This is a genomic window from Actinomadura graeca, assembly GCF_019175365.1.
GTDB lineage: Bacteria > Actinomycetota > Actinomycetes > Streptosporangiales > Streptosporangiaceae > Spirillospora > Spirillospora graeca.
In genome coordinates this window covers 7,983,355-8,010,004 of sequence record NZ_CP059572.1, presented here as the reverse complement: position 1 = coordinate 8,010,004, position 26,650 = coordinate 7,983,355, and the positions used below count along the sequence as shown (strand labels likewise).

The window sequence follows — 26,650 nt, the reverse complement described above, 5'->3', positions numbered from 1 at the left end:
GGATATCACCCTTGTGACCGAGGGGACCTATCCGCACAACTTCGGTGGTGTGAGCGTCTGGTGCGACCAGCTCGTCCGGGGGATGCCCGAGCATTCCTTCCGGGTCCTGGCCATCACGGCGAGCGGGGCCGAGCCCGTGGTATGGGATCTGCCCGGCCATGTCACCGCCGAGTCCGTGCCGATGTGGGGGCCGCCCGCCGGGCGGCCCCCGTCCCGCGGCGCGGCGCGGCGCTTCGAGCGGCTGTGCCGCGCGTTCCTGCACGCGATCCTGTCCCCCTCCGGGCCGGAGGCCGAGGTGTTCCCGCACATCCTGCGGGCGCTCTTCGAGTACGGGCAGACCGACGACCTGCAGGGCGCGCTGCGCAGCGAGGGCCCCGTGCGGTGGCTCATGGACGCGTGGCGGGCCCGCAAGGCCGAGTTCGACAAGATCGGCGTCCGGCCGACCGTCCATGACGCCCTCACCGCCATCGACCTGCTGGAGCACCAGCTCCGCCCGTTGATGCGGCCGGCTCCGCGCGGGGACGTCACCCACGCGGTGTCCAACGGCATCCCGGTACTGCCGGGGCTGGCCGCCAAGTGGACCTACGGGACACCGCTGTGCCTCACCGAGCACGGCATCTATCTGCGCGAGCGCTACATCGGGTTCCAGCGCTCGCCCTACCCGTGGCCGGTCAAGTCGGCGCTGCTCGGCTTCCTGCGCCTGCTGTGCGGCACCGGCTACCGCGCCGCCGACCTCGTCACGCCGTCCAACCTGTACAACCAGCGGTGGCAGGTACGGTGCGGCGCCGACCCCGGCAACCTGGAGACCGTCTACAACGGGGTCGATCCCGCCTGTTTCCCGGCGGCGGGCGCCGAACCCGCCGTCCCCACGATCAGCTGGGCGGGGCGGGTGGACCCGATCAAGGATCTGGAGACCCTGATCCGGGCGTTCGCGCTCGTCAAGGAGGAGGTCCCGGAGGCGCGGCTGCGCATGTTCGGCGGGACGCCCAAGGGAGGTGAGCGGTACCGCGAGCGCTGCGAGACGCTCGCCGCCGACCTGGGGCTCGCCGAGGACGCCACTTTCGAGGGCCGGGTGGACGACATCCGGGACGCCTACGCGGCGGGGACCGTGGTCGTGCTGTCGAGCATCTCCGAGGGCTTCCCCTACACCCTCATCGAGGCGATGACCTGCGGCCGGGCGACCGTCGCCACGGACGTCGGCGGGGTCACCGAGGCGGTCGCCGACACGGGACTGGTCGTGCCGCCGCGGGATCCGCGCAAGATGGCGGACGCGTGCGTGCGCCTGCTGAACGACGAGATGTCCCGCCGGCGCCTCGGGCACGCCGCCCGGGACCGGGCCCTGGAGCTGTTCACCGTCGACCGCGCCGTCGAGGCGTTCCGGTCGATCTACCACGGGCTGGGCGAGATGCCCGCCGAGTCCGTGCCGGGCTCGGCGGCCGCGCCGTCCAAGACCTCCGCGGCGTCGGCGGCGTCCGTGTCCGAGCGCCGGCCGGCCGAGACGAGGAGGCTCGCATGACCGTCATCGCTCCGGACCGGACCGACGAGCTCCTGGAGCGCATGGAGGAGCTCTGCGCGAACGCCGTCGACCCCCTGGAGGTCACGGCGGCGCTGGAGGCGGACGGGATCAACGACGAGGCGGCCCGAGGCTACGGCCACCCGGACGTGTTCGCGCTCGCCGAGGACCTGTACGACCGGACGCCGCGGCGGCCGCCGGCCATCGGGGTCTCGGACTCGCCGTGGCGGGCCGTGCCGTGGAGGCATCTGCTGCGCGGCGTCCTGTTCGGCATGCCCGGGCTCTGCTTCGTGGCCGTGCAGCCGGTGCTGGCCCGGTCCGGCGCCGGCGTCCTGCTCGTGCTGTCGCTGCTGCTGTCCTGGACGGTCAGCCAGGGGACGGCCTACCTCGGGTACGTGCGGCTGGGCCTCGGGGACCGGGCCTCGGCGGCGCGGGTGCTCAGGTACGGGCTGGCCGCCGGGGTCCTGGTGGTGGTGCCGGTGACCGTCGCGGCCGGGTCGCTCCTCGCGGCCGGGAAGGCGGCGACGGCGCTGGCCGCGGGCCTGTGCGCCTACCTGCTGTCGGCGATGGTGGCGCAGGTGAACGGCGCCGAGCGCCGGCTCCTGCTCGCGCTGCTGCCGGGCAGCGCGACCGTGGTGGTCTACTTCGCCCATCGGGGCGGCCTGTCGGCATCCGGGAGCGTGCCGACCGGTATCTGGATCGCCTGGCTCGTGACGCTGGCGGCCACGGTCGTGCTGGCCCTCGTGTGCACGTCCGGGGCCGGCCGCCCGCGGCGCCCGGTGGGCGCCCTCCGCGACATCGCCTCGGCGCTGCCCTTCGCCGTCTTCGGGCTGCTGACCGGGGGCCTGCTGACCTTCACGCTGCTCTGCGCGCTCGCCGGGCGGCCGGTGCCGCCCGGGCCGACGACCGTGGCGGTGCTCGCGCTGTCGGTCTCGATGGGCGTCGCCGAGTGGATCCTGTACGCCTTCCGCAAGCGCGTCCACCACCTGCTGCGCGTCCACTCGGACATCGCGGGCTTCGCGCGGGCGGCCCGGGTCGCCCTGGCGACGGCCCTCGGGCGGTATCTGGCGGCGCTCGTCGGGCTCGTCGCGGTCGCGGCGCCCATCGCCGGGCTGTCCGCCACGCTGGCGACGCTGCGGCTGCTCGCGGGTTTCCTCGGGCTGGGCGGCGCGTTCTTCCTCGCCCTGGTGCTGCAGGCCTGCGGGCGGGTGCGCGTCGTCCTCGGCGCGTCCGCCTGCGCCCTGCTCGCCGAGGTCGCCTCCGCCGTGGGCGTCCCGGCGGCGGAGCCCGCGACGGTGCAGATGACCGTGGCCGGGGCCCTGCTCCTGACCCTCTCGATCTACGCGGGCACGGTGCTGTCCCGCGCGACCTCCCATCGATGAACCCTCGCTGAAAGGCACGAATCCGATGAAGAGCATGGTGGCCGTGACGGGAGCCGACGGATTCATCGGCTCCCACCTCGTCGAGCTGCTCGTGGAACGGGGCCATCAAGTGCGGGCCATGGTCCAGTACAACTCGTTCGGCACCTGGGGCTGGCTCGACACGCTGTCACCGGACGTCATGGACTCCGTCGAGGTGCTGCCGGGCGACGTCCGGGACCCGGAGTCGGTGTACGACCTGATCAGCAAGGCCGACGCCGTCTACCACCTCGCGGCGCTGATCGCGATCCCCTACTCCTACCGGGCGCCGCAGTCGTACGTGGAGACGAACGTCCTCGGCACGCTGAACGTCCTGGAGGCCGTGCGGAGCCTCTGCACGCCCCGGATGGTGCACACCTCGACGAGCGAGACCTACGGCACGGCCCGCGAGGTGCCGATCGCGGAGTCGCACCCGCTCCAGGCGCAGTCGCCGTACGCGGCCACGAAGATCGGGGCGGACAAGCTGGTGGAGAGCTACCACGCCTCCTTCGGCCTGCCGGTGGTGACGCTGCGGCCGTTCAACACCTTCGGGCCCCGCCAGTCCGCCCGCGCGTTCATCCCGACGGTGATCAGCCAGATCGCCGCGGACGCCGACGTCGTCAAGGTGGGCGCGCTGGAGCCGACCAGGGACTTCACGTTCGTCAAGGACACCGCCGAGGCGTTCTTCACCCTCGGGACCGCCCCCGAGCAGGCCGTCGTGGGCGGCCTGTTCAACTCCGGGACCGGACACGAGATCTCCATGGGCCGGCTCGCCCGCACGATCGCCGAGCTGATGGGCGCCGACACCGAGTTCCGCTCCGACGCGGCCCGGGAGCGGCCCGCGGCCTCGGAGGTGATGCGGCTGGTCTGCGACAGCGGCAGGCTGCGCCGCGACACCGGCTGGCGGCCCCGGTACACGCTGGAGGAGGGGCTGAAGGACACCATCGAGTGGTTCCTGGACCCGCTCAACCTGGCGCGCTACCGGCCGTCCCTGTACAACATCTAGCACGGAGAGGAATCATGCACGCCGTTATCCTCGCTGGCGGCAAAGGGGTGCGGCTGCGGCCGTACACGACGACACTGCCCAAACCGCTCGTCCCGATCGGCGACGAGTACGCGATCCTCGAAATACTGCTGCACCAGCTCTCCCGCCAGGGGTTCCGGACGGTGACGCTGGCGATCGGGCATCTCGGGCATCTGATCCGGTCGTACGTCGGGAACGGGAGCCGGTGGGGGCTGCGCATCGACTACGCGGCCGAGGAGGCGCCGCTCGGCACGATCGGCCCTCTGCTGACGCTGCTCGACCGTCTCCCGCCCGACTTCCTGGTGATGAACGGCGACGTGCTCACCGACCTGGACTTCGCCGGGCTGCTGGACGAGCACATGGCGACCCGTCCCCCGCTGACCGTGGCCACGTACGCGCGCCAGGTGGACATCGACTTCGGCGTGCTCACGACCAAGGACGGCCGGGTCGTGGAGTTCAGCGAGAAGCCGACGCTCGACTACCAGGTGAGCATGGGCGTGTACGGGGTCTCCAAGGAGGCCCTCGGCAAGTACGAGCCGGGCATCGCCCTCGGCTTCGACGAGCTGGTCCTGGACCTGCTCGCGGAGGGACGCCACCCCCGCGAGTACCGGTTCGACGGCTACTGGCTGGACATCGGCCGCCCGGACGACTACGACCGCGCCAACGCCGAGTTCCCGCGCCTGCGCCCGCAGCTGATGGAGGGCCGGGACCGGGTGGTGGCGGCCGGCGGGCGCGGCGAGCAGCCCGCCCGCAAGGAACCGGTGATCCGGCGATGAGCCGTGTCCTGCTGATCGGCGCGACCGGCTTCGTCGGCCGGCACGTCCGGGTGCGCGCCGCCGCGGCGGAGGTCGAGGTCGTCGCGGCCGCGCGTTCCCCGGAGCCGGGAGGGCGGGAGCTGGACCTGGCCGCCGGGCCCGCGGCGATCGCCGAGACCATCGCCGACGTCGCGCCGGACGCCGTCATCAACTGCGCCGGGGTCACCGGCGGCACTCCCGGGGAGCTGGTCAGGGGGAACGTCGTCGGGGTGGCGAACCTCGTGACGGCGCTGACGTCCGCGTCCGCGCCGGTGCGGCTGGTCCACGTGGGCTCGGCCGCCGAGTACGGCGAGGTGGAGTACGGGACGCCGGTGACCGAGTCGGCCCCGCCGCGTCCCCTCGGGCTGTACGGCGTGACGAAGCTGGCCGGGACGGAGCTGGTCCGCGCGGCCGCCGAGACCGCGCTGGACGCGGTCGTCCTCCGGGTGTTCAACCCGATCGGCCCGGGCTCGCCCGGGTCCACGCTGGCGGGGCGCCTCGTCAACGAGCTGCGCCGCGCGGGCACCGACGAGGACGTCCGCGTGGGGCCGCTGACGGCGAGCCGGGACCTGGTGGACGTCCGAGACGTCGCCGACGCCGTGCTGACCGCCGCCCTCGCCCCGGGGCGGCTGCCCGTCGTCCTCAACGTGGGCAGCGGCCGGGCGACGCGGCTGCGCGACCTGACGGCGCTGCTCCAGCGCGTCACCGGGTCGAGGCGCCGGATCCTGGAGGCCGCCGCGCCCGGCTCCGAGCGCTCCTCGGGCGTGGCCTGGCAGCAGGCCGACATCCGGGCGATCGGCCGCGCCCTCGGCTGGAAGCCCGCGACCGACCTGACGACCTCGCTGCGCGACCTCTGGGCGGAGACGGTATGCCCGGGCTGACCGGCCGGGTCGGCTCGGTGGCGGTGCCCGCCTACTTCCATCCGGCCGCTGTGGACTGGGCGGACCTCGCCGACGCCCGGCTGGGCGTCGTCGTGCTCAACGTCGACAGCGGGGCGGGCACCGTCCGGGACCGCGAGTTCGCCGCCGTGGCGGACCGCACGTCCGCCGCCGGGGTGCGGCTCGCGGGGTACGTGGACACCGCGTACGGCCGCCGCCCGCCCTGCGAGGTCGAGGAGGAGCTGAGGCGCTACCGGACGTGGTACGGCATCCGGATGGCCTTCCTCGACCAGGTGTCCGCCGAGCCGGGGCACGTCCTGCGGTACAGGCGGATCACCGCCGGGGCGCGGGGCCGCGGCATGGAGTACATCGTCTTCAACCACGGCACCTACCCCGACGCCGCCTACTCCGGGCTCGCCGACCTCCTGGTCACCTTCGAGGGGCCGTGGTCGGCGTACCGCCGTCTGCGTGCGCCCGCGTGGGCGAGGCAGCTCCCCGCCGAACGCTTCTGCCATCTGGTGTACGCAGCACCACGTCCCGTGCTGGCGCGCGCGCTGGCGCGGGCGCGCCGGTGCAACGCGGGGGTCGTGTACGTGACGGACCGCAAGGGCGCGAACCCCTGGGACGGCCTCCCTGAGTACTTCTCCCGCGAGCTGTCACTCGTCTACTCCCAGCAGTGAGCCGGCTCAGGACGGATACCGGTAGACGAACACGGGTTCCGGCGCGGGGGCCTGCACTGCCTCGGTGACCGGGTCCCGGACCAGGTGGTGGTCGGGTGACAGGGAGCAGGCCGGGTCGGTGCGCGCGGCGTCGCCGGTCAGCGCGTACGCCTGGCAGCGGCAGCCGCCGAAGTCGGTCTCACGGCGGGGGCAGCCGCCGCACGGGCCGGTCATCCATGCGGTGCCCCGGTAGGCGTTGAAGGCCGCCGACTCCGTCCAGATCCAGGACAGCGGACGGTCGCGGACGTTCGGCGGCGCCAGGTCCGCGATCGCGTAGGCGGCGGGGCACGGGAGCGCCGTGCCGTCCGGGCCGACGGTGATCGAGCGCATGCCCCAGCCGCCCATGCACGGCTTCGGGAGCCCCTCGTAGTAGTCGGGCATGACCCACACCAGCTCGGGCCCGCCGCCGGCGTCGTAGGCGGCGACGGTGGCCTTGGCACGGTCGAGCTGGTCCCTGGTGGGCAGCAGCGCCGCGCGGTTGCGGAGCGCCCAGCCGTAGAACTGGGTGTTGGCGAGCTCGATCCTGCCCGCCCCCCAGCGGGCGCCGAGCTCGATGATCTCCGGGAGGTGGTCGAGGTTGTGCCGGTGCAGGACGACGTTCAGCCCGAAGGGCAGCCCGGAGGCGCGGATCACCTCGGCGGCGTGTTCCTTGGCGGTGTACGAGGCGGTCCCGGCGATCAGGTCGGAGCCGGGGCGGCGGGCGTCCTGGACCGAGAGCTGGACGCTGTTGAGCCCGGCCTCCGCCAGCCCGCCGAGCCGGTCGGCGGTGAGGCCGAGGCCGCTGGTGACGAGCTGGGTGTAGACGCCGGCCCGGTGGGCGGACGCGACGATCTCCGGCAGGTCGGGGCGCAGCAGCGGCTCGCCTCCGGAGATGTGGGACTGCACCACGCCGAGGTCGGCCGCCTCGGCGAAGACGCGCGCCCAGTCGCCGGCGGACAGCTCCGCGCTCTTACGCACCAGTTCCAGCGGGTTCGAGCAGTACGGGCAGTGCAGCGGGCACGCGTGGGTGACCTCCGCGAGCAGCGCCCAGGGTGCGGGGAGGTTCCGCGCCTCCTGGCCGGTCGCCGTGGCCGGGCCGGTCACCGGAGCCAGCCTTCCTCGCGGACCCGCTCCAGGAAGGCGGGCACCTCGTCGGACAGCGGCGCGTCCGGGAACGCCCGGCTCAGCTCGGTGATGATGCCGTCGACGGTGCGACTGCCGTCGCACAGCCGCAGGATCCGGCCGCCGGTGCCGCTGAGCCGCACCGCGCGCTCGGGCATGAGCAGCAGGTCGGCGCCGCGGACGCGGTCGTACCGCAGCACGATGGAGTCCTCCAGCGCCGGCCGCCAGTGGTCCTCAGACGGCATCGGACGGTCCCCGCGCGTGCTCCGCGGCCTTCTCGCCCGCGCGCTCGACCGCGTCCAGCAGGGACCAGAGCACGTCGCACTTGAACGCGACCGCCTCCAGCGCGAGGTTCTCGTCGGCGCGGCGGCCGCGCGTCCAGCGCTCGACGAGGGCCAGCGCCTCCTCGGCGTCGCGGCGGCCCTGGCCGACCCGCATCTGGAAATACCGCAGGCCCTCCGGCTCGACCCACGGGTAGTGGCGTTCCCACGCGGCGATCCGGGTCGTCATCAGGTCGGGCGCGAACAGCTCGGTCAGCGAGGACGCGACGGCCTCCAGCACCGTGGCGTTGCGGCAGAAGTTCACGTAGCCGTCCACGGCCAGCCGGACCGCGGGCAGCACGCCCTCGCCGGACATCAGCAGCCCGCGCTGCAGGCCGGCCGCCTCGCCGAGCCGCAGCCACCGCTCGATCCCGCCGTCCTGCGCGGGACGGCCGTCCTCCCCGGGCACGCCGTCGTGGTCGTGGATGCGGCGGATCCAGGACTGCCGCAGCTCGCGCGTGCCGAGCTTGGAGAGGATCAGCGCGTCCTTCACCGGGATGTGCCGCTGGTAGTGGAACCGGTTGAGGATCCACGTGCGCAGCTCGTCCGGGGACAGCAGCCCCTCGTGCATGCGGAGGTTGAAGGGATGCCGGTGGTGGTACCGGTCCGCCCCCAGCCTGCGGAGGCGTTGCTCCAGCCCGTCCACGGGCCGTGCCGTGCTCACAGTTCGATCACCGTTCTCTCGCTGGCCACCTCGATCCCGGCCGCGGCGAGCCGCCGGTGTCCTTCGTCGGACGGGTCGATGAGGGGGTTCGTGTTGTTCAGATGGGTGTACAGGCGCCGTTCGGCGGGCAGGGCCGCCAGCCGCTCCTCCGTCCCGTTCGGGCCGGTGATCGGCAGGTGGCCCATCTCGGTGGACGTCCGGGTGGAGCATCCCGTCCGGCGGGGCTCCTCGTCGTCCCAGAACGTGCCGTCCACGAAGACGCAGTCGGCGCCGCGCAGGACGCCGTCCAGCTCGTCCGGCCAGGCGGCGAGCGCCGGCGCGTACACGACGACCTTGCCGTCCCGGGCGTCGCGGATGCGCAGGGCGACCACCCAGGCGTCACCGGCGTCGACGTCCTCGTCCACCGCGTAGCGGGGCCGTTTGCCCGACACCCGGATGCCCTGGACCTCCAGCGGCCCGCCGTCCAGCGGCTCGGGCGCGTGTTCGGGGAGGGTCGTCCAGGACAGCGCGGTGTAGGGGGCGAGGACGCGGTCCAGGCGGAGTCCGCGCGACAGCGCGGCGCGCACCGTGGCGGTCGCCACGACACGCACGCCCGACGCCTCCCGCAGACGCGGGAGGCCGAGCGTGTGGTCGAGCTCGGCGTCGGTGAGGATCACACCCGCGACGGGCGTGTCGCGCCGGCCGGGGCCGGGGTGCAGCTCGCCGCACTCCTCGATCTGCTCGCCGATGTCGGGCGTCGCGTTGACGACGAACCACCGTCCCCCGCCCGCCTCGACGGCGATCGAGGCGTGACGGCGACGCCATGTCGGCTCGGCTCGGGCGGCGGCGCACCCCCGGCATGCGCAGTTCCACTGGGGCACGCCGCCGCCCGCCGCGGTGCCGAGGACCAGCAGCCGCATCGCGGCCGGGTCAGATCTCGACGCCGAAGTAGGCCGTGACCTCGAGTGACGTCTCCACGATCTGGTAGTCGGGCGTCACCCACAGAGTGTCGCCGTCGTTCCGTTCCGTTGTTCCGGTCATGGGAGCACCTTCCTCTGGGTTGACCCGGAGCGTATGCCCGCCCGCCCGCCGTCCCCTATGCACGGAGTGCCAGGAACATGGGCCCCAGTGACCACTTGGCTTCTCCGGGACTTGACTCGGAGCCGCAGAGGGGCCACCTTACTAAAAGGAAAGTTTCCTTTGAGTTGGTTGCCGGGCCGGCTCGACTCCGCCTCCAGGTACTCGTACCTCCCCGCCAAGGAGAAGCAGGATGCCAAGGAAGTCCAGTCTCGCCGTAGCCGCCACCATCGCCGTCGGCCTGCCCGTGGTGATCGCGGTGCCGGCGTGGTCGCACGGCTTCACCACATCGCCGCCGAGCCGCAGCTATCTGTGCGGCACGCACAAGGTCCAGGACTGCGGCGAGGTCCAATGGGACCCCGACGGCGTCGAGGGCCCGAAGGGGTTCCCGGCCTCCGGCCCCCGCGACGGCACCATCTGCGCCGGAGCGGACGGACGCTGGTCGCCGCTCGACGACCAGCGCGGCGGCACCGGCTGGCCCGGGACGAAGGTCACGAGCGGCTCCGCCCTCAGCATCAAGTGGCAGTTCACCGCCCCGCACTCCACCTCCTCCTTCCGCTACTTCATCACCAAGGAGGGCTGGAACAGCAGCCAGCCGCTGACCCGCGCCGCGCTGGACCTCACCCCGTTCGTCCAGCAGAACTACAGCGGCAAGATGCCGTCCAACCCGACGACCCACAACGGCACGCTCCCGCAGCGCACGGGTCGCCACATCATGCTGGCCGTCTGGGACATCGCGGACACCGGCAACGCCTTCTACCAGTGCTCCGACCTCGACTTCAGCTGACCTCCGGTAGCTGACCGAGACCGGGACGGGAGGCCGCGCCAGGGCTACGCGCGGCCTCCCGTCCCATGTTCGGCGGGCGTTCCATGTTCGGTAGCGTCGCCTTCATGCGGCTTCACGTGGGATGCGCGATGTGGACCCACGCGCCCTGGCAGCGGCGCTTCCTGCCCCACCCGCTTCCGCCGGACGAGCGCCTGCGCGCGTACGCGACCTGGTGCAACGCGGTCGAGGGCAACACCACCTTCTACGCGACCCCCGCGAGGACCGCCGTGGAGTCGTGGGCACGGCAGACGTCCCCGGACTTCCGGTTCGTGGTCAAGCTGCCCAAGGCGATCACGCACGAGCGCCGCCTCAACGGCGCCGACGACGAGGTCCGCGCGTTCCTGGACGCGGTCGAGCCGCTCGGGCCCCGCGTCCACGCGCTCTGGATCCAGCTGCCGGGCTCGTTCGGGCCGGCCGACCTCGGCGGCCTGGCGCGCTTCCTGCACCGGCTCCCCCGCTCCCACGCCCGCGCGGTCGAGGTCCGCCACCGCGCCTTCTTCGAGGACGCGCGGTCCGAGCGGCTCCTCGAACAGGTCCTCACAAGTGCCGGCGCCGAATGGGTGCCCTTCGACACCACCACCCTCTTCCGGAGCCGCCCGACCAGCGACGCCGAACGGGACGCCTGGACGAAGAAGCCCCGCGTCCCCCGGCGGTCGCGGGCCCTCACGGGCCGCCCGATCGTCCGCTACCTCGGCAGGGACGACACGTCCGGGACGGTCGAGGGCTGGCGCGACTGGGCGGGGACGGTCGCGGGGTGGCTGCGCGAGGGCCGTTCGCCGACCGTGTTCGTCCATACGCCCGACAACGCCGAGGCGCTTCCGCTCGCCCGCCGCTTCCACGACGACGTGCGGGCCCTGGTGCCGGAGGTCGAGCCGCTGCCCGAACCGGAGCCGGCCGAGCCCCCCACCCTGTTCTGAAGCAGTTCCGCCAGAGACAGGGGATTTGGAACGCCGCACTCCCCCGGCCACGCGACGGCGCGGTTGAGTAGGGGTTGCTCATGCGCGCCCGGCCGCCGAGGGCACAGGGTCGGGGCATGGACACCTATCTGGCGAAAGCCGACGCCGCGCGGGCCTCGGAGCTCGCCGCGACGGACTCCCCCTTCACCATCGAGATCCGCTTCCTCGGCGGGCTCTCCGATGAGCAGCAGGCCGCGTTCGCGGGGGCCGCGGACCGCTGGGCGCGCGTCATCGTCGGGGACCTGCCCGACATCGAGATCGACGGCGACCTCATCGACGACGTGCTGATCCTCGCGCAGGGACAGGCGATCGACGGCGTCGGCCACGTGCTCGGCCAGGCGGGGCCGACCCACGCGCGCCGCGCCGCGGACGGCACGTGGCTCCAGCCGTGCAAGGGGCACATGGCCTTCGACACCGCCGACCTCGGGCAGATGGAGGCCGAGGGGACGCTGCTCGACGTCATCACCCACGAGATGGGGCACGTCCTCGGCATCGGGAGCATGTGGGGGCTGAAGGGCCTGGTCAGCCCCCCGGCGGACGCCCCGGACGCGCTCGTGAACCCGGTGTTCACCGGGCCCGCGGCGATGGCCGAGTACGGGCGGCTGCTCGGCGGCGGGCCGCTCCCCGTCCCGGTGGAGAACCGCGGCGGCGGCGGCACGGCCCGCGTCCACTGGCGGGAGAGCGTGTTCGCGAACGAGCTGATGACGGGCTTCGTCGGGGCGGCCGGGAACCCGCTGAGCCGTCTCACCATCGCGGGCCTCCAGGACCTGGAATACCAGGTCGACCTGGAGGCGGCCGACGAGTACGCGCTGCCCGACCTGCTGTCGCTCGCCCAGGCCGGGTCGCTGGTCACGCACGTCGCGCCCGTCGACCACGGGTTCATGCTCCCGACGATCCCGGTGCCGGTGGAGGCGAAGTAGCGGCGGGGGTCCCGCCGCCGCGGGCACGGAGCGCGTTGAGGTAGCCGTCGATCGCGTCCCTGTTGCGGGTCAGGCAGGCGATGCGGACGGTCATCTGGTCGCGTTCCCGTTCGAGGGTGGCGATCATCTCCGGTGTCGCGCCGGTGAGGTGGATGACCCGCGGCCCGTCGAGGCACGGCAGGATGTCCCTGATGATCCTCGTCGGCAGCCCGGCGCCGAGGAGGCCGCGGATCTGGGCGACCCGGTCCACGAGCCGCTCGTCGTAGTCGCGGTAGCCGTTCGCCGAGCGGGCGGGGGTGATCAGCCCTTGCTCCTCGTAGTAGCGCAGCAGGCGGGGTGTCGTACCGGTGCGCGCCGACAGCTCTCCGATCCGCACGTGCCCCGCCCCCGTCCGGCCCCCTGAACGCGACGGTTCGAGAATACGTATCCGGACGGACCCGGCATACTCCCTGGCCGGAACTGTAGGGTTCGTCCGTGGACCATCACCCTGAGGCCGTCACCACCGCCGGGGCGGTGCGCGGCAGGCGGGAGGACGGGCTCGCCGTCTTCCGCGGCGTCCCGTTCGCCCGCCCGCCGGTCGGCCCGCTGCGCTTCGCCGCCCCGGAGCCGCCCGAGCCGTGGGAGGGCGTCCGTCCCGCCGAGGCGTTCGGCCCGCCCCCGCCGCAGTCGCCCGGTCCCGGCCCCGCCCGTCCGGTGGCCACCGGCGACGACTGGCTGACCTGCAACGTCTGGTCGCCCGACCTCGGAGCCGGCGGCCTCCCGGTGATGGTGTGGATCTACGGCGGCGCCTACCTGTCCGGAAGCTCCGGCGACCCGGGTTACTCCGGCGCCGTCCTCGCCCGTGAGGGCGGTGTCGTGGTGGTGACGTTCAACTACCGCGTCGCCATGGAGGGGTTCGGGCAGATCCAGGGCGCCCCCGCCAACCGCGGGCTGCTCGACCAGGTCGCCGCGCTGACCTGGGTCCGCGACAACATCGCGGCCTTCGGCGGCGACGCCGGTAACGTCACCGTCTTCGGCGAGTCCGCCGGCGCCGGCTCGATCGCCGCGCTGCTGGCGATGCCCCGCGCGGCCGGGCTCTTCCGGAAGGCCATCGCGCAGAGCGTCCCGGGCACGTTCCTCTCCCTCGCCCTCGCCGACGACATCGGCGCCGCCATCGCCGCCGAGGCCGGAGGGCCGCCCACCGTCGAGGCCCTGTCGGCGCTGACGCCCGGCCGCCTGCTGAAGGCCGTCGAGGCGGTGACCGCCACGATGCCGTCGAGGGGGCGCTGGGGGCTCGTGGCGCGCACCCCGACCCCGTTCTCCCCCGTCGTCGACGGGGACGTCCTGCCGCGCACGCCCTGGGACGCGCTCGCCGCCGGGGCCGCCCACGACGTCGCGCTCATCGCCGGGCACAACCGCGACGAGTACCGCTTCTTCCTCGTCCTGCAGGAGCTCCTCGGGAAGGTCACCGACGAGCAGGCCGCGGCGGCGCTCGACGCCTTCGCGCCCGATCCGGCCGCCTTCCGCGCCGCGTTCCCGGACGCCTCGGCGGACGACCTGTACGAGACCGTCCTGTCCGACTGGCTGTTCCGCATGCCCAGCCTGCATCTCGCCGAGGCCCAGGCCGCGGGCGGCGGGCGGGCGCACCTGTACGAGCTGGCCTTCCCGGCCCCGGGGCTGGGCGGGGTCTTCGGCGCGTGCCACGTCCTGGACGTCCCCCTGGCGTTCGGCAACCTCACCGGCGGACCGGCGGACCTGCTCATCGGCGACGGCCGGGCGGCGGCCGAGCCGGTGTCGGCCGAGATCCGCCGGGCGTGGACGCGTTTCGCGACGTCCGGCGACCCCGGCTGGCCGGTCTACGACCCGGACCGCCGCCCCACCCAGATCTTCGACACGGAACCCGCCGTCACGCCCTATCCGGAGGGGACGTCGCGTTCGCTGTGGGCGTCGCACACCTTCCCCGAGCTTCCCCTCCTCCCCTGACGGCGGCCTCGGCCCCCGGTTCCGTCGGTGCCCCCGGCTAGCATCGGACGATGTCATCGCGCTTCCGTCGGCGGGAATCACCATGATCGAGAAAGACACGCTCCAGCGGGTGCAGGAGATTTGCCTGGCCCTCCCCGAGGCGGCGGAGAAGCCGTTCGGCGGTCATACGGCCCCGTCCTTCAGGATCCGCGAGAAGCTGTTCCTGATGACGAGCGAGGACGGCCTGTCGATGATGTTCAAGGCCGGGCCCGGGGTCCAGGAGGCCCTCGTCGGCGAGAGCCCCGAGCGCTTCTTCGTCCCCAAGTACGTCGGGAGCAAGGGCTGGGTGGGGGCGCGGCTGGACGTCGAGCAGGACTGGGCGGAGCTCGCCGAGCTCATCGAGGACAGCTACCGCCTCATCGCCCCCAAACGCCTGTCCGCCCTCCTCGACCAGCGCTGACGACCGCCCCGGCGGCCCCCGGTCACCCCGGCCGCCGGTAGGCGAGGACGGCCCGGACCCGGCGGTGGCCGTCGTCGTCGAGGGCGAGGCCGAGCGTGGCGAAGACACCGCCAACGCGCTTGTGGACAGCGTTGTGGGCGATGCCCAGCCGTCCCCAGCGGGCTGGTGCGCCGGACGATGCCGACGAGGGCCGCCACGCGGCGGCGGATCCCGGCGATGCCGGTGCCGCGACGCTCGTCGGCGCCGCCGATCCCGGCGTCGCTCACCCAGACCGTCAGCCGGGCCCCGTGTGCCGGACGTGGACGTCGGCGCCGGTGGGGCGTCCGTGCCTGGCGGCGTTCGCGAGGGCCTCGGCGACCCCGAAGCAGGCCACCGCCTCGACCGCCGCCGGGACCGCGTCCAGCGGCCCGGCGTCGAGCCGGGCCAGCACACCGGATCCCGCCGACCAGCGCCCCGCCCAGGCCACGGTCGGCGAGGATCGACGGGTAGGCGGACCGGACCACGCCACGCAACTCGGCCATGGCCTCCTCGACGTCCTCGTACGCCTCCCCCACAAGGCCGCCGCCGTGGCACCGCTGAGCGACTCACGGCCACGGCGAGCCGCACCACCACGACCACCAGCCGCGCCTGCACGCGTAATGCAGGTCGCGCTCGTCCTCCGCAGCTCGGCGCCGTGGGCGTCGAAACCCCCGCCCGCGTGCGGGTCAGCGTCTCCACCCGCTGGGACAGCCGCTCACCGGCCGAGGGCGACGTGGCCCGGGCCGCCGCGCACACGCCGTACGAGGTCGGCGGCGGCCTCCGGCCACCGGCCGTGGTCGAACGTGAAGCCGGCCTCCAGCAAGCGACCTGGGACGACGCGGCGGCTCTTCAGCAACAGCTCGGTGTCCGAGCGCAGCGCGAGCGCACCGAGCTCCGCCATCCACCGCGTCGCGGGAAGCCCGACCGGGACGCCCCACGCACCACGCAGCTCACGCATGAACGCCCGATGGGGCAGCGGAGAGGGAGCGGCGAGGTTCACCGGCCCGGCGAGATCGTCCCGTGAGGCCAGGAACTCGACCGCGCGGACGAAGTCACGGTCATGGATCCACGACACGTACTGCGCGCCGCCCGCCACGGCACCGCCGAGGCCGAGCCGCGCCAGCCGCAACAGCACGTCGAAGACACCACCGCGATCGGGGCTCATCACCATGGCGGAGCGCAGCGCGACCTTCCGTGTGGACGGCGTCTCGGCCCGCTCCTGCTCCCGCTCCCACGCCTTGGCGATCGCGACGCTGTAGGCCCAGTAGCCCGGGACACCGGCCTCACCACCGCCGATCACACCCGCCGCCTCGTCGTTGGCCGCGTCGAAGCGGTGGGCATAGATGGTGGCGGTGCTCATCTGCAACCAGACGCGGGGAGGCCGCGCGGAAGCCGCGATCGCCTCCCCCACGACCCGGGTCGAGAGCACCCGCGAATCCATCATGGCCTGCAGGTTGGTCGGCGTGTAACGGCAGCTGACACTGCGCCCGGCCAGATTGACCACGACGTCGGCGCCATCGATCACCTCCGCCCAGGAGCCCGGCGTCGCTCCGTCCCACCCGACCTCGCGTTCGCGTGCCGGCCTCCGGGTCAAGACCACGACCTCATGCCCCGCAGCGCTCAGGGCACGATCCAGGATCCCGCCGACCTGCCCGGTCCCCCCGGGCATCACGATCTTCATCGCCTCACCCCACGCGGCCACCCTAACGCATGACTTGAACACGTTCAAAAATGCGGCGGACACCACACGGGAACAGCCGGATGCCAGAACCAGTAGCCCACACCCGGGAGCATGCCGCGCGCGAGCAAGCACGCCATCTGCGCCGCCGCATCGGAGCGAGAGTGACGTGCTCCGACATCACCCCAGCCAATACAAGGGCGACCGGCCGAGTGTGATGATTGCCTTCATGGCATCCTCCGAACCGGCCTCCTCAGTCGACGGCTACCTCCTGGACAACGCCCGGCCAGAGGCAGGCACCCGCTTCGATGCGCTGAGCGAGCTGTTCGACCCGTCCACGTTCCGGCACATCGAGCAGCTCGGCATCACCTCGGGGTGGCGCTGCTGGGAGGTGGGGGCGGGCGGTACCTCGGTGGTGACCTGGCTCGCCGACAAGGTCGGGCCGACAGGCCAAGTGGTGGCGACCGACATCGACACATCGTGGATCGCCGGAACGGCCGGAGGCGCGGTGAAGGTCCTGCGCCACGACGTAGGACGTGACGCGCCCCCCGAAGGCGGCGGCTTCGACCTTGTGCACGCCCGCCTAGTGCTTGTGCATGTCACCGGCCGGGAACAGGCCCTGCGCACGATGGCCGAATCACTGCGGCCCGGTGGCGTGCTCCTATTGGAGGACGCAGACCCGGCGTTGCAGCCTCGGATCTGTCTCGATGAATACGGTCCCGAGCAGGCGCTGGCCAACAAGCTGCGCAATGCCTTCCGTTCATTGCTGGCCTCCCGTGGCGGCGACTTGGCCTATGGACGCAAGCTCCCCCGGCTCCTACGGGAGGCAGGACTGGACGACGTCCGAGCGGACGCGTACTTCCCGATCACCTCGCCCGCTTGCGACATCTTGGAAGCGGCGACGGTCCGCCACGTCCGCGATGCCCTCGTCGCCGCAGACCTCGCGACGGACACGGAGATCGACACCCACCTGGCGAACATCGCCACGGGCCACCTGGACCTGTCCACCGCCCCCATGATCTCCGCCTTGGGCCGCCGCCCCTAGTGGGCGACGCACCACCACCCCATCGAAGCCAACAGACCACGCACGACGTCCACCCACCACACCGCCGGACGCCCGCCCAGGCCCCACGCGCCGTCCACCCACCCCGACGAGGACACCGGCAATAGCACCGGGCCCGGCATCGGCACCGGCATCGGCATCGGCATCGGCATCGGCCGAATCAACCCATAAGCGGCCACTGAGCACAACCCAACAGCGGCCGCACGCGAACTCCGCTCCCGCATGTGGAGACGCACCACATCGATCGCCGAAGCCCGCGACCCCGTGCACGCCCGGCGTCTGCACACCACACCGCTCGCACCAGAGCACCGCGGCGGACCACCGCATCACCGACCCACATCCACGCCGGACGCACACCGACGCGATGCGGAAGCCGTACTGGCTTCGTCGCGAGAAGCGACAACGTTCGCCGGTCACCTCGGACAGCAGTCAGCGATCTTGGGTCGGGAAGACGCCGATGGGACATGAGAGCGTTCGCCGCCCTGGCAGGCCATCCGCCCCGCTGGCAGGTTTTGCCTTTCTTGCATCGGTAAGTATAGACTAACGGTTCGTGGCCACTTACCGATCAGACGACGACGCATGGAGCGCGCTGGGCGATCCGACGCGGCGGACGATCGTCACGACCCTGGCCGAGCGTCCGCGCTCGGTCGGGGAACTCGCCGACGAGCTGCCGGTCAGCCGGCCCGCGGTGTCGCAGCATCTGAAGGTGCTGAAGGACGCCGGGCTCGTGGACGAGACCGCCGCGGGCACCCGCCGGATCTACCGGCTGAACCCGGCGGGCGTGGCGGCGCTCCGCGATCAACTCGACCTGTTCTGGGACCGGGCGCTGTCGGGTTTCCAGGACGCGGCCGAGCGGGACCGTCCGGCCGTTCCGGACCAGCACGAGGAGCAGTCATGACACAGACGGCCGTGAACCGGAGCGTCGTGATCGACGCACCGGTCGAGCACGCCTTCAAGGTCTTCACCGAGCGGTTCGGCGACTTCAAGCCGCGTGAGCACAACCTGCTCGCCTCACCCATCGCCGAGACCGTCTTCGAGGCCAGGATCGGCGGGCACATCTACGATCGCGCCCAGGACGGCAGCGAGTGCCGGTGGGCGCGGGTCCTGGCCTACGAGCCGCCCTCCCGCGTGGTGTTCTCCTGGGACATCGGCGTCCAGTGGCAGATCGAGGAGGACACCGCCAACACCAGCGAGGTCGAGGTCCGCTTCATAGAAGAATCGCCCTCCCGAACCAGGGTGGAGCTGGAGCACCGGCACATCGACCGGCACGGGCCCGGCTGGGAGTCCCTCGCTGAGGGCGTCGGCAATGACCAGGGCTGGCCGCTCTACCTGGACCGGTACACCGCACTCTTCGACTGAGCGCACGTCCGTGGTCCTCGCGCAGGCGGTCGGCAGCATCAGCGCCCGGCCGCCTGCCGTACGTCCGGCCTGGAGAGCACCTTCAACTGACCACACGCAGAGGCTCGTGTGCCTGCGAGCGACGGCTACGTGCGGGTGGCGGTGATCCAAGTGAAGTGCTACACGGCGCCGCAGGGAGGTGATGCTCGGCTGCGGAGGCGGCCAGGGCGGCGGCCGAGACGTCCAGGACGATCACGTCGATGTGACCTGCGGCGGCCGAGACGTTCAATACGGTCCCGTTGCTGGGACTGGCGGCGGCAAGGCGGGAGGACAGCGGGCTCGCCGCGCCGCCGACATCGATGCCCGCGCCGCGGGACCCGAGCCGACCGCCCGGCGGATGAGATCCAGGGACGGTGCCGGGTCAGCCTGGTACCAGGAGACCTCGTCGGGAGCCTTGCGGACGTAGAGATCCTTCCATTGGTGCTGTGGTTCCTGGCTCATCGCGGTCGGCCTCCTTCGCCCACCACGGCAAGGACTCTTGGAGGGATGGTGGGGAGCGAGCCGAAGACCGTGCTGTGGCAGCAGTTCGCGCGGTCGCCAAGGTGCTGGCGTCGCCGTCGCGGCTGATGCTCCTGGATCTGCTCCCCCAGGGCGAGCACCGGGTGTGGACGCTCGCGGCCGCTGCCAAGTTGCGGGCGTCGAACTCACCGGCTCACCTGAAGGTCTTGGCCGCAGGGGGCCTGATGGACTCGCGGCGGTCGGGGACGCGGGTGCTGTATCGGGTGGGCGATAGGCGGGTGACGGTCCTGGCCGAACAGCTCAAGCGCCTCGCGGTCGAGGTACTGCCCGCCGCCGACACGGCCGCCCGCAGCCCGCTGGATCCTGACGCGCTTTCGGTGGACCGGACCGAGCTGAACGCGCGGCTCGCCGACGGCAGCGCGGTCGTGGTGGACGTGCGACCGGCCACCGAGTACGCCGCAGGCCACATCGACGGCGCGCCCTATATTCCCCTGCACGAGCTGGAGGCGCGGCTGGGCGAGCTTCCTGAGCATGCGGAGATCGTCGCCAACTGCCGGGGCCGGTACTGCGTCCTGTCGGCCGACGTCATCGTCGTACCGTACGCGCACGGCCGCACCGCCCGGATCCTGGACGGCGGCATCGCCGAATGGGCCGCCGACGGCCTGCCCACCGCATTCACCGTGTGAACACGGCGCCGGTAGTCATCGTCGGTTCTCACGCCTGCAGAGAACGCCGTCCAGGCAATCACCCCTCGCGACATCGCCCGCTGCCAGGTCAATTGGGCCATTCACGGTGGCGGTCGGGGGCCTGCTGGTGGTGGATGGGCACGGTGCCCAGTTGCGCTTCTCTCTGCACGTGTGCCTTGCGTTGGGATCATGCGGATTCCGGCTCCTCAGCCCAGTGATTGCCAGAGCAGTTGCAACAGCTCACTGCACTGGCATCACTGCGGCGGCCTGGTTGCGGCTTGGGCGTAGCGGCGGTGGTAGCGGGCGGGCGTGGCAGCGTTGGTAGCGACGTGGGCGCAGCGGCGTTGGTAGCGACGTGGGCGCAGCGGCGTTGGTAGCGGCGTGGGCGCGGCGACGGTGGTAGCGGCGTGGGCGCGGCGACGGTGGTAGCGGGTCGGTGCGGTGGCGTGAGTAGCAGGCGGGTGCCGCGGCCGGGGGGCAGCGGCGTTGGCATCTGGTGGCCGTGGCAGCGTTCGTAGCGGCGTGGGCGTGGTGGCGCTGCCGCAGCGGCTGGGGGCAGCGGCGTCGATAGCGGGTGACGTAGTGGCCTGGGCGCGGCGGCGGTGGTAGCGGGTCGGTGTAGCCGCGTAAGTAGCAGGTGGGTCCGGCGGCCGGAGGGCCAGCCGCATTGGTAGCGGGTCGTCATGGCAGCGTGGGCGCGCGAGGCTTGGACGCGGCCACGCTGATAGCAGGCGGGCGTGGGGGCCGGGCCCGGCGGCGTGGGTAGCGGGTCGCTATGGCGACCTGGGACGGCGGCGGTGGTAGCGGGTGCGTGGGCGTGGCGGCGGTAGTAGCGGTGGGGGCGGCGGGGTTTGGGCGGCGGGGTTTGGGCGGCGGGGTTTGGGCGGGCGGGTTTGGGCGGGCGGGTTTGGGCGGCGGGGTTTGGGCGGCGGGTTGGTTGCGGGTGGGTGTGTCGGTGGTGTTGTCGTGAGGCGGGGGTCGTGGCTGATGGGCTCGTCTGTCTCGGGTGCGGGGCGCTTGCCCTTGTGGCTGGTCAGTGGATTCGGGATCGGCGGGGGCGGCGGGAGAGGGAGGCCAGGCGGGTGGCGATCTCGTCCATGGTGGCGTCCTCTGGGTTCCAGCCTCGTTTCAGCAGTGCGGTCAGCAGGGCTTCGAGGTAGGGGGCCGGGCGGGACAGGAAGTCCTTGGTGACGGGAATGATCTCCCAGCCCTGACTCTTCCGGAGCCATTCGCGGCGGCGGTGGTCGTGGGCGCGGGCCTTGGGGCCGGTGTGGTGACGTTCGCCGTCGTACTCCATTCCGACGCGGTAGCCCGGGTAGCCGAGGTCCACGTAAAGGTGGTGCCCGTGTGGGCCCATCACCGGGACTTGCGTGGCGGGACGTGGGAAGCCCGTGTCGACCACCGTTACGCGCGTCCAGCTCTCGGCGGGGGACGCGGCGCCGCGGTCGCCGAGACGGATGATCTCCCGGAGGCGCCTGTTGCCGCGGTAACCCGGTAAGGCGCGTGCCATCCCGGAGAGTTCGGCGGCTTCCACGCCGCGGCGGAGGAACTGGTCGAGCGCGGCGACCGCCTCGGCGCGGGGCAGCCAGCGGGCGCAGTCGAGCGCCGTGCGGTGCAGGGACGTGACACGTACATCGTCCTCCTCAAGGACGTGCTCTGGCGGGAGATCGACGGTTCCGGGGGCGAGCGCGGGCGGGTCGGGCGCGGTGTCGACCGGTCTCGGGGTGATGAGCTCCACGCTCCAGTCGGACTCGCTCATGCCGGGCGGGAGAACGTCCAGCCCCCATATCCACGCGGCGGTGCGCCGGGCGACGACGGCCTCCGCCGGAAGGACGGAACGGAACGCCTTTGCGCGAGTCCTGAACGAAGACTGCTGGGCGGGAATGAATCGGGTGCCCGGCCCGACGGGGCTGATGGAGCCGGTGGGGTCGCGTTGCCAGGTGATGTTGTTCATGTCATCAAGGGTGGCGCGGCGGAAGAGGCGGCGGAAGGGGACTGCGAGATTGTGGATAACTTGCGTTTTCGCAGGTCTATGAAGGTTGACGAGCGGGGGCGACAGTGGTTGACGCCCAAGCTCCGATGCGGTCGATCAGGGCCGGGGACGCGGCCGCCTCCGCATGCCCGAAGCCCGGCTCGATCCACAGTTCGCGCGGATCCCCGGCCGCTTCGTACAGCTGCCGGCCGTGCTCAAGCGGAAAGAACGGGTCCGCGTCTCCGTGGACGACCAGGAGCGGCGCGGGCGCGATCCGCCCGGCGACCTCGTGGGGCGCCTCGGGGGTGGGGTCCCAGCCCTTCGGTGCGACTCGGGTGCCTCGCGCCAGGCGTACCGCGAGCCGTCCGGCGCGCCTTTCGATCGCCCAGTGCACGCGCCGCATCGGCACCGTGCCGCGGTAGTACCAGCGGGCGGGGGCGCTGACGGAGACGACGGCGTCCACCCCGCCGTGCAACGCCGCGTGCCGGACGGCGATGGCCCCGCCCATCGAGAATCCCGTGACGGCCACCCGGTCGTAGCCCCGGCGGCGCGCGGCGGCGACCGCGGCCTCCACGTCGAGGATCTCGCGGTCGCCGACCGTCGAGTGTCCGCCCGATCTGCCGTGGCCGCGGAAATCGAGGCCGATGACGCCTCCGTGCCGGTGGAGGGCACCGGCGATCCCCCGGAGCGCCGGTTGCCGCCACGAGCAGGTGAAACCGTGCGCCAGGACGAAGCACAGGGAGCCGTCGCCCCGGAGATGCCCCGCGTCGATACGGACGCCGTCGGGGGTGTAGAGGGTCAGCGGCTCCGGAGTCTGCACAGCGTCAATGATGCGCCATCGCGGCCGGGCCTCACTCTCCCGCGCGGTAGTGGTAGCCGGCGATCTCGGTGAAGCCCGCCCGTTCGTAGAGGCGGAGCGCCGGGGGGTTGGCGCGTTCCACCTGGAGGTACATGCGGTCGGCCCGGCTCGCGGCCCAGCCCGCGAACGCGGTGATCAGGTCGCGGGCCGCGCCCTTTCCCCGGGCCTCGGGAAGCGTGGCCATGCCGAACAGACCCACCCAGCCCGTGTCGGCGACCGCGCGGCCCACGGCGACGACGTCGTCTCCGAGCGTCGCGCTGGCGTAGGCGGACGGCTGCCGTATGCGGTCCAGCATGTCCCATTCGGCGCGGCGGTCCCGGCCGTGTCCGAGCACGGTGTGCCAGATCTCGAACCACGCGTCGTTCGGACGGTCGTCCAACCGGACCCGCAGTGCCCCTGCGGGCGCCTGTTCCAGTATGTCGGTGGCCAGGGCTACCTGGAGCGACATCAGGCTTTCGCGCCTGTAGCCGCGTTCGGCCAGGAGCGTGTCCAGACCGTCGGGGCACGCCGGTGGGCTGATCTCGAACCGCGCGATCATGTTGTGACCGGCGTAGTACCGCTCGGCCTCGACGATCCTCCGGAGCATCTCGTCCGGCCCGGCGTGGCCGTGCGGCTGCACCGTGCCCGCCCACCAGGCACAGCCGGGTGCCCGTCGCAGCGACCACCCTCCGACGTCCTCGACATGCTGGGCCGGAAGGGCGCGAGCGGCCCGCTCGTGCAAACCTCTCAGCGTTTCCGCACTGCTCGTCACTGGGAGCACATCGACACCCGCACCTTCTCCAAAAATCAACCAACGTCCGAGTGACTCTAGGTCGCACCTATCAAGCCCACATCCGAATTTCGTCCCTTTTGGCACATTTGTGGTGCTAGTGACGAGGTCAGCAGCGGTTTCGATGTGGGCCAGGGCCTGAATAGTGTGGTTACTGGGTAGATAGAGCAACGTGTCGAAAAGGCTGGTCGTTCGACGAGCCCGGGCGTCAGGTTCGCTGTTATGGGCAGTGACGACCGCGCGCTTCGGGTGAGGACCCTGAACAAGCTTCCCGCTCGGACGCGCCGGAGCGGGCGGGGGGACGACGTCTGCGCGGACGAGGACGTCCGCGCCGCCGACACCGTCCGCGAGCGGCGAAAGCCCAGTTCACGCGGTGCACGCCTGAAGGGTGGCGAAGGTCCGGAGCAGGGCCCGTCGCGCGGCAAGAGCCGTAAGAGGGCGGCCACGGCCGGACGAGATGCGCGCGCCGGTGTCGAGGCCGACACCGTGGTGAGGGCTGCGGCAGGCGGCAATCCGAAGGCGCGTTCGGCGCCGGGCACCGTACGGGGCAGAGGGCGTTCACGACCAGCGGCCAAGAAACGCCGGAAGTCGGACGCGGCGTCTCCAAGTGCGGGCATCAAGGTCGAGGAGCGCTTTGGCCTGGACGAGGTGCTCCGCAAGGCCGGTGAGGTCCCGATACCACCGGCCGCCGACCTCGGTCTGGGTCCCGGCACGGCGGAGGATGTGTTCCGCGAGGTCGATGAAGTCTGCGACGTCGCGTTCGGAGGCGACGTCGCGTTCGGAGGCGACGTCGTCGACCGGCCCGGCGCGACGTCGTTCGAGGGGTCCGCCGGAACCGAGGCTTTCGGCGGATGGCCGGCGGAAGACGTCGCCGATGACCGCGGCGCGGCCGTGCAGGTGTACCGGGGCCGGGTGAGACGCGGGTGCGGGAAGTACGCGCTGGAGGCCATGATCTCTTCGGCCCGCGCCCACGACCGGGCGGCGGCACTGCTGGAGTGGATGGCGGACGCCCATCCGGAGGAGGCGGAGGCGCATCTGGAGTCGGCCGCGCGGCATCGGAGGTGGGCGGTGAACGACCGGGTGCTGGCCGAGGAGCACGCGCCGGAGGGCGGGGCGTGCTGAGGGCCTTTGTCATCGGGCGGATGGCAGTGCAGGGTGGGTGCTACGTCCGACGTGAGGAGCAGCGCCGTGGATCCGAAGACTCTGGGGACGACCCGCCGTTCGTTGCACGGGGTGGCGGAGCTGGTGCTGGCCGGACCGCAGTACCGGGAGAGCGGGACGATCCGGCTGCGGATCGTCCCCGGTGGGTTCGCGACGGTCGGGGCTCCGGAGCTCCGGGTGAACGTGACGGAGCTCGTGGCCGGTGACCGTGCGGTGCCCTTGAACGGCTCCACCTGCCGGGAGCTCGCCACGGCGGCCGGGACCGAGGCGGAGGCCGCGGACGTCTACGCGGATGGCAGCGGGGTCGGGCCGGACGACACGCTGGGCGTGGACGCGGAGGCCGCGGCGCACATCCTGGAGTCCTTCGGGCGCGGGCAGGAGGCCCTGGTCCGTTTCATGCCGGACGCGACGCCCGTCCTATGGCCCGAGCACTTCGACTTGGGGATCTCCGTGGACGAGGTCAACTATGGCGTCTCGGCAGGGGACACCTACCTCGGCGAGCCGTACGCGTACGCGGGGCCTTGGAAAGCGAGGCAGGGCGCGTTCTGGAACACCCCGTTCGGGGCGGCGCATCCAATGCGGCTCCTGGCGGACGACAGGGCGTTGCTGGACTTCTTCGAAGAGGCGAGGGAGCGGGCCGCGCAGGATCCCGTCGAGCGTTCCTGAACCGGCTGCCTGGCCGAGGCGGGATACAGCCAGCGAGCCCTGTAGGTAGGCCGGGGTTCGCCCGTACGATGCGACGCAAGTGTCGCAGGCCATCTGTCGCGGACGAGGCGCGGCGCAGCGCGGGTCGGCTCGGCTAGGTCAGGGCGCGATCAGCTCGTAGAGGTTGCCGCTGGAGTCGGAGAAGTACAGGCCGCGCCCGCCCAGGGGGTGGCCTGTGTCGACCTGTCCGTTGTCGGGGTGGGCCGGGTCGTCGCCGTAGGGGATCTCGCGGGCGCGCAGGCGGTCGAGGATGTCGTCGAACGTGGCCGCGTCCACGTCGAAGGCCAGGTGGTGGCCCTGCGGGTAGGCGACGCTCATGAAGTCGAGGGTGAGCGCGCCGTTCACCTTGATCGGGATGAAATGGCGCGCGTGGGGGTGCGGCCCCGTGTAGGCGAGGCCCATGACGGTGGCGAAGAAGCGGGCGGCCTCGTCGTTGTCGGCGGCGGTCACGATCGTGTGGTTCAGGGTGATCGTCATTCGGGGTTCCCTTCCTTGAGCGCGCCGTGCAGGAAGACGTCCAGGTACTCCTCCAGGGAGGGACCTTGCGTGCCGGGCCCGGCGGGCGGGCGGGCGCGGGTGAACGCTAGGCCCATGAAGAGGCCCGCCACCTGCTGTGCGGGCAGGCGCAGGCGGTCGCGGTCGGGTTCCAGGAGTGCGGCGAGGGCGTCGCGGGTGCGGCTCATGGCGGCGTCGCGGCCGGATTCGCCGGGCGGGCCGTGGCTCCGCGGGCGGGGGGCCTGACCACGGCCGGTGGCGTGGAGCGCGCCCAGGACGGTGCCGATGCGCGCCAGGTACGCCTCGATCGCGGAGAACGCCTCGGCCAGGCGGTCCCGCAGGGGCTGGTCCAGCGGGACGGCCTCGATCTCGGCGAGGACGTGGTCGGTGCGCAGGGCCTCGGCCACGCAGGCGTCGAGCAGCTCGTCCTTGTCGGCGAAGACACGGAAGACGGTCGCCTCGCCGATGCCCGCCGCGCGGGCGATCTGGCCGGTGGTCACCGCGGTGCCGTGCTCGGCGACGAGGGGCAGCGCGGTCCGGACGATCATCTCGCGGCGCCGCTCGGGGGTCATTCCGGGGGCGCGTCTGCGGTTCATGCCCGCCACGGTACGGAGTGAGTACTCACTCCGTCAAGATGGGAGTGAGTACTCACTCCGGGGAGGGAGCGGAACCGGACTCACCGGCTGATAACGTTGCAGATCAAGCGCGCCCTGGAGCGAAGTCCGGTGCGAACCCGGCGCTGTCCCGCAACTGTGGTGCCCCTCCCCGAGTGGCCTAGCCAGGTCGTCTCCGCGCGCGCCGACGACTCTCGACCTCGT

Annotated in this window: 30 protein-coding genes; 17 read left to right on the top strand and 13 right to left on the bottom strand. The window is 72.4% G+C overall.

Features of this window, described 5'->3' with window-relative positions:
• Nucleotides 1–13 precede the first annotated feature (13 nt).
• Genes pelF through AGRA3207_RS35720 form a run of 6 tightly spaced genes read left to right on the top strand, consistent with a single transcriptional unit; the run spans nt 14 to nt 6,286 of the window.
• Complete coding sequence (pelF, locus tag AGRA3207_RS35745; protein WP_231331698.1) at nt 14–1,516, top strand: GT4 family glycosyltransferase PelF; 1,503 nt, start codon at nt 14–16, stop codon at nt 1,514–1,516.
• Complete coding sequence (locus AGRA3207_RS35740; protein WP_231331697.1) at nt 1,513–2,895, top strand: hypothetical protein; 1,383 nt, start codon at nt 1,513–1,515, stop codon at nt 2,893–2,895. The genes pelF and AGRA3207_RS35740 overlap by 4 nt, the downstream gene beginning before the upstream one ends.
• Nucleotides 2,896–2,938: 43 nt before the next feature.
• Complete coding sequence (locus AGRA3207_RS35735) at nt 2,939–3,916, top strand: GDP-mannose 4,6-dehydratase (protein WP_273699969.1); 978 nt, start codon at nt 2,939–2,941, stop codon at nt 3,914–3,916.
• Nucleotides 3,917–3,930: 14 nt separating this feature from the next.
• A complete protein-coding gene (locus AGRA3207_RS35730) occupies nt 3,931–4,710 on the top strand; it encodes a sugar phosphate nucleotidyltransferase (protein WP_231331695.1) in 780 nt (259 codons plus the stop codon).
• Complete coding sequence (locus AGRA3207_RS35725) at nt 4,707–5,609, top strand: NAD-dependent epimerase/dehydratase family protein (protein WP_231331694.1); 903 nt, start codon at nt 4,707–4,709, stop codon at nt 5,607–5,609. The genes AGRA3207_RS35730 and AGRA3207_RS35725 overlap by 4 nt, the downstream gene beginning before the upstream one ends.
• Nucleotides 5,597–6,286 carry a spherulation-specific family 4 protein gene (locus tag AGRA3207_RS35720; RefSeq protein ID WP_231331693.1) on the top strand — a complete coding sequence of 230 codons (690 nt, stop codon included), beginning with the start codon at nt 5,597–5,599 and terminating at the stop codon, nt 6,284–6,286. Before AGRA3207_RS35725 ends, AGRA3207_RS35720 begins: the two co-directional genes overlap by 13 nt.
• Nucleotides 6,287–6,292: 6 nt before the next feature.
• Here the strand turns inward: AGRA3207_RS35720 and pqqE are convergent, their stop codons facing one another.
• From pqqE to pqqA, 5 genes are read right to left on the bottom strand one after another with little or no spacing between them, the layout of a single operon-like run.
• A complete protein-coding gene (pqqE, locus tag AGRA3207_RS35715) occupies nt 6,293–7,408 on the bottom strand; it encodes a pyrroloquinoline quinone biosynthesis protein PqqE (RefSeq protein ID WP_231331692.1) in 1,116 nt (371 codons plus the stop codon).
• Nucleotides 7,405–7,671: a pyrroloquinoline quinone biosynthesis peptide chaperone PqqD gene (gene pqqD, locus AGRA3207_RS35710; RefSeq protein WP_231331690.1), complete on the bottom strand. Its 267-nt coding sequence runs from the start codon at nt 7,669–7,671 to the stop codon at nt 7,405–7,407. The genes pqqE and pqqD overlap by 4 nt, the downstream gene beginning before the upstream one ends.
• Nucleotides 7,661–8,410 carry a pyrroloquinoline-quinone synthase PqqC gene (gene pqqC, locus AGRA3207_RS35705; RefSeq protein WP_231331689.1) on the bottom strand — a complete coding sequence of 250 codons (750 nt, stop codon included), beginning with the start codon at nt 8,408–8,410 and terminating at the stop codon, nt 7,661–7,663. The genes pqqD and pqqC overlap by 11 nt, the downstream gene beginning before the upstream one ends.
• Nucleotides 8,407–9,309, bottom strand: a complete 903-nt coding sequence (gene pqqB, locus AGRA3207_RS35700) for a pyrroloquinoline quinone biosynthesis protein PqqB (RefSeq protein WP_231331688.1) — start codon at nt 9,307–9,309, stop codon at nt 8,407–8,409. Before pqqB ends, pqqC begins: the two co-directional genes overlap by 4 nt.
• 10 nt (nt 9,310–9,319) lie before the next feature.
• Nucleotides 9,320–9,430, bottom strand: coding sequence for a pyrroloquinoline quinone precursor peptide PqqA (gene pqqA / locus AGRA3207_RS35695; RefSeq protein ID WP_231331687.1), 111 nt, complete (start codon nt 9,428–9,430; stop codon nt 9,320–9,322).
• A gap of 229 nt (nt 9,431–9,659) precedes the next feature.
• On the opposite strand from pqqA, the gene AGRA3207_RS35690 reads away from it, so the two are divergent.
• The 3 genes from AGRA3207_RS35690 (at nt 9,660) to AGRA3207_RS35680 (ending at nt 12,168) form a co-directional block, all read left to right on the top strand.
• On the top strand, nt 9,660–10,253 hold the full coding sequence (locus tag AGRA3207_RS35690; RefSeq protein WP_231331686.1) for a lytic polysaccharide monooxygenase auxiliary activity family 9 protein: 594 nt from the start codon (nt 9,660–9,662) through the stop codon (nt 10,251–10,253).
• A 104-nt stretch (nt 10,254–10,357) separates the two neighbouring features.
• Nucleotides 10,358–11,209, top strand: a complete 852-nt coding sequence (locus AGRA3207_RS35685) for a DUF72 domain-containing protein (protein WP_231331685.1) — start codon at nt 10,358–10,360, stop codon at nt 11,207–11,209.
• Between the two features lie 116 nt (nt 11,210–11,325).
• A complete protein-coding gene (locus AGRA3207_RS35680; protein WP_231331684.1) occupies nt 11,326–12,168 on the top strand; it encodes a leishmanolysin-related zinc metalloendopeptidase in 843 nt (280 codons plus the stop codon).
• On the opposite strand, the gene AGRA3207_RS35675 is transcribed toward AGRA3207_RS35680, so the two are convergent.
• Nucleotides 12,128–12,544 carry a MerR family transcriptional regulator gene (locus tag AGRA3207_RS35675; RefSeq protein ID WP_231331683.1) on the bottom strand — a complete coding sequence of 139 codons (417 nt, stop codon included), beginning with the start codon at nt 12,542–12,544 and terminating at the stop codon, nt 12,128–12,130. The two genes, AGRA3207_RS35680 and AGRA3207_RS35675, sit on opposite strands and share 41 nt — an antisense overlap.
• A 98-nt stretch (nt 12,545–12,642) precedes the next feature.
• Here AGRA3207_RS35675 and AGRA3207_RS35670 point away from each other — a divergent pair, with 98 nt between their 5' ends.
• Entirely contained in the window at nt 12,643–14,130 is a 1,488-nt protein-coding gene (locus AGRA3207_RS35670; RefSeq protein WP_231331681.1) for a carboxylesterase/lipase family protein, read from the top strand.
• Nucleotides 14,131–14,212: 82 nt separating this feature from the next.
• Nucleotides 14,213–14,569, top strand: coding sequence for an MmcQ/YjbR family DNA-binding protein (locus tag AGRA3207_RS35665; RefSeq protein WP_231331680.1), 357 nt, complete (start codon nt 14,213–14,215; stop codon nt 14,567–14,569).
• Between the two features lie 274 nt (nt 14,570–14,843).
• On the opposite strand, the gene AGRA3207_RS35655 is transcribed toward AGRA3207_RS35665, so the two are convergent.
• Both AGRA3207_RS35655 and AGRA3207_RS35650 read right to left on the bottom strand, forming a co-directional pair.
• Nucleotides 14,844–15,035: a hypothetical protein gene (locus AGRA3207_RS35655; RefSeq protein ID WP_231331679.1), complete on the bottom strand. Its 192-nt coding sequence runs from the start codon at nt 15,033–15,035 to the stop codon at nt 14,844–14,846.
• A 267-nt stretch (nt 15,036–15,302) separates the two neighbouring features.
• On the bottom strand, nt 15,303–16,268 hold the full coding sequence (locus AGRA3207_RS35650; RefSeq protein ID WP_231331678.1) for a DUF1731 domain-containing protein: 966 nt from the start codon (nt 16,266–16,268) through the stop codon (nt 15,303–15,305).
• Between the two features lie 226 nt (nt 16,269–16,494).
• Here AGRA3207_RS35650 and AGRA3207_RS35645 point away from each other — a divergent pair, with 226 nt between their 5' ends.
• The 4 genes from AGRA3207_RS35645 (at nt 16,495) to AGRA3207_RS35630 (ending at nt 19,871) form a co-directional block, all read left to right on the top strand.
• Nucleotides 16,495–17,310 (top strand): class I SAM-dependent methyltransferase, encoded by an 816-nt coding sequence (locus AGRA3207_RS35645; RefSeq protein ID WP_231331677.1) that lies wholly within the window; start codon nt 16,495–16,497, stop codon nt 17,308–17,310.
• A 568-nt stretch (nt 17,311–17,878) separates the two neighbouring features.
• A complete protein-coding gene (locus tag AGRA3207_RS35640; protein WP_231331676.1) occupies nt 17,879–18,226 on the top strand; it encodes an ArsR/SmtB family transcription factor in 348 nt (115 codons plus the stop codon).
• A complete protein-coding gene (locus tag AGRA3207_RS35635; RefSeq protein ID WP_231331675.1) occupies nt 18,223–18,687 on the top strand; it encodes an SRPBCC family protein in 465 nt (154 codons plus the stop codon). Before AGRA3207_RS35640 ends, AGRA3207_RS35635 begins: the two co-directional genes overlap by 4 nt.
• A 554-nt stretch (nt 18,688–19,241) precedes the next feature.
• Nucleotides 19,242–19,871, top strand: a complete 630-nt coding sequence (locus AGRA3207_RS35630) for an ArsR/SmtB family transcription factor (protein ID WP_231331673.1) — start codon at nt 19,242–19,244, stop codon at nt 19,869–19,871.
• 1,033 nt (nt 19,872–20,904) lie between these two features.
• On the opposite strand, the gene AGRA3207_RS35620 is transcribed toward AGRA3207_RS35630, so the two are convergent.
• From AGRA3207_RS35620 to AGRA3207_RS35610, 3 genes are all read right to left on the bottom strand, one after another.
• Nucleotides 20,905–21,825 (bottom strand): hypothetical protein, encoded by a 921-nt coding sequence (locus AGRA3207_RS35620; protein ID WP_231331671.1) that lies wholly within the window; start codon nt 21,823–21,825, stop codon nt 20,905–20,907.
• A 76-nt stretch (nt 21,826–21,901) separates the two neighbouring features.
• Nucleotides 21,902–22,663, bottom strand: coding sequence for an alpha/beta hydrolase (locus tag AGRA3207_RS35615; protein ID WP_231331670.1), 762 nt, complete (start codon nt 22,661–22,663; stop codon nt 21,902–21,904).
• Between the two features lie 31 nt (nt 22,664–22,694).
• The gene (locus AGRA3207_RS35610) at nt 22,695–23,423 is read right to left on the bottom strand and encodes a GNAT family N-acetyltransferase (protein ID WP_231331669.1); all 729 of its coding nucleotides are present in this window, start codon (nt 23,421–23,423) and stop codon (nt 22,695–22,697) included.
• 270 nt (nt 23,424–23,693) lie between these two features.
• Here AGRA3207_RS35610 and AGRA3207_RS35605 point away from each other — a divergent pair, with 270 nt between their 5' ends.
• Together AGRA3207_RS35605 and AGRA3207_RS35600 are read left to right on the top strand one after the other, a co-directional pair.
• Complete coding sequence (locus AGRA3207_RS35605) at nt 23,694–24,593, top strand: hypothetical protein (protein WP_231331668.1); 900 nt, start codon at nt 23,694–23,696, stop codon at nt 24,591–24,593.
• Nucleotides 24,594–24,659: 66 nt separating this feature from the next.
• Entirely contained in the window at nt 24,660–25,298 is a 639-nt protein-coding gene (locus AGRA3207_RS35600; protein ID WP_231331667.1) for a hypothetical protein, read from the top strand.
• A gap of 138 nt (nt 25,299–25,436) precedes the next feature.
• Here the strand turns inward: AGRA3207_RS35600 and AGRA3207_RS35595 are convergent, their stop codons facing one another.
• Together AGRA3207_RS35595 and AGRA3207_RS35590 are read right to left on the bottom strand one after the other, a co-directional pair.
• Nucleotides 25,437–25,814 carry a VOC family protein gene (locus tag AGRA3207_RS35595; RefSeq protein ID WP_231331666.1) on the bottom strand — a complete coding sequence of 126 codons (378 nt, stop codon included), beginning with the start codon at nt 25,812–25,814 and terminating at the stop codon, nt 25,437–25,439.
• Nucleotides 25,811–26,428, bottom strand: a complete 618-nt coding sequence (locus AGRA3207_RS35590; protein ID WP_231331665.1) for a TetR/AcrR family transcriptional regulator — start codon at nt 26,426–26,428, stop codon at nt 25,811–25,813. The genes AGRA3207_RS35595 and AGRA3207_RS35590 overlap by 4 nt, the downstream gene beginning before the upstream one ends.
• Nucleotides 26,429–26,650: the final 222 nt, after the last annotated feature.

Excerpts from the sequence above, each read along its gene's own strand:
- AGRA3207_RS35740 (WP_231331697.1), top strand. The coding sequence starts at position 1,513 with ATGACCGTCATCGCTCCGGACCGGACCGACGAGCTCCTGGAGCGCATG.
- AGRA3207_RS35720 (WP_231331693.1), top strand. The coding sequence starts at position 5,597 with ATGCCCGGGCTGACCGGCCGGGTCGGCTCGGTGGCGGTGCCCGCCTAC.
- AGRA3207_RS35725 (WP_231331694.1), top strand. The coding sequence starts at position 4,707 with ATGAGCCGTGTCCTGCTGATCGGCGCGACCGGCTTCGTCGGCCGGCAC.
- pqqD (WP_231331690.1), bottom strand. The coding sequence starts at position 7,671 with ATGCCGTCTGAGGACCACTGGCGGCCGGCGCTGGAGGACTCCATCGTG.
- AGRA3207_RS35665 (WP_231331680.1), top strand. The coding sequence starts at position 14,213 with ATGATCGAGAAAGACACGCTCCAGCGGGTGCAGGAGATTTGCCTGGCC.
- AGRA3207_RS35590 (WP_231331665.1), bottom strand. The coding sequence starts at position 26,428 with ATGAACCGCAGACGCGCCCCCGGAATGACCCCCGAGCGGCGCCGCGAG.
- AGRA3207_RS35620 (WP_231331671.1), bottom strand. The coding sequence starts at position 21,825 with ATGAACAACATCACCTGGCAACGCGACCCCACCGGCTCCATCAGCCCC.
- AGRA3207_RS35645 (WP_231331677.1), top strand. The coding sequence starts at position 16,495 with ATGGCATCCTCCGAACCGGCCTCCTCAGTCGACGGCTACCTCCTGGAC.
- AGRA3207_RS35680 (WP_231331684.1), top strand. The coding sequence starts at position 11,326 with ATGGACACCTATCTGGCGAAAGCCGACGCCGCGCGGGCCTCGGAGCTC.
- AGRA3207_RS35685 (WP_231331685.1), top strand. The coding sequence starts at position 10,358 with ATGCGGCTTCACGTGGGATGCGCGATGTGGACCCACGCGCCCTGGCAG.
- AGRA3207_RS35635 (WP_231331675.1), top strand. The coding sequence starts at position 18,223 with ATGACACAGACGGCCGTGAACCGGAGCGTCGTGATCGACGCACCGGTC.
- AGRA3207_RS35605 (WP_231331668.1), top strand. The coding sequence starts at position 23,694 with ATGGGCAGTGACGACCGCGCGCTTCGGGTGAGGACCCTGAACAAGCTT.
- AGRA3207_RS35730 (WP_231331695.1), top strand. The coding sequence starts at position 3,931 with ATGCACGCCGTTATCCTCGCTGGCGGCAAAGGGGTGCGGCTGCGGCCG.
- pqqB (WP_231331688.1), bottom strand. The coding sequence starts at position 9,309 with ATGCGGCTGCTGGTCCTCGGCACCGCGGCGGGCGGCGGCGTGCCCCAG.
- AGRA3207_RS35595 (WP_231331666.1), bottom strand. The coding sequence starts at position 25,814 with ATGACGATCACCCTGAACCACACGATCGTGACCGCCGCCGACAACGAC.
- AGRA3207_RS35690 (WP_231331686.1), top strand. The coding sequence starts at position 9,660 with ATGCCAAGGAAGTCCAGTCTCGCCGTAGCCGCCACCATCGCCGTCGGC.
- AGRA3207_RS35650 (WP_231331678.1), bottom strand. The coding sequence starts at position 16,268 with ATGAAGATCGTGATGCCCGGGGGGACCGGGCAGGTCGGCGGGATCCTG.
- pqqA (WP_231331687.1), bottom strand. The coding sequence starts at position 9,430 with ATGACCGGAACAACGGAACGGAACGACGGCGACACTCTGTGGGTGACG.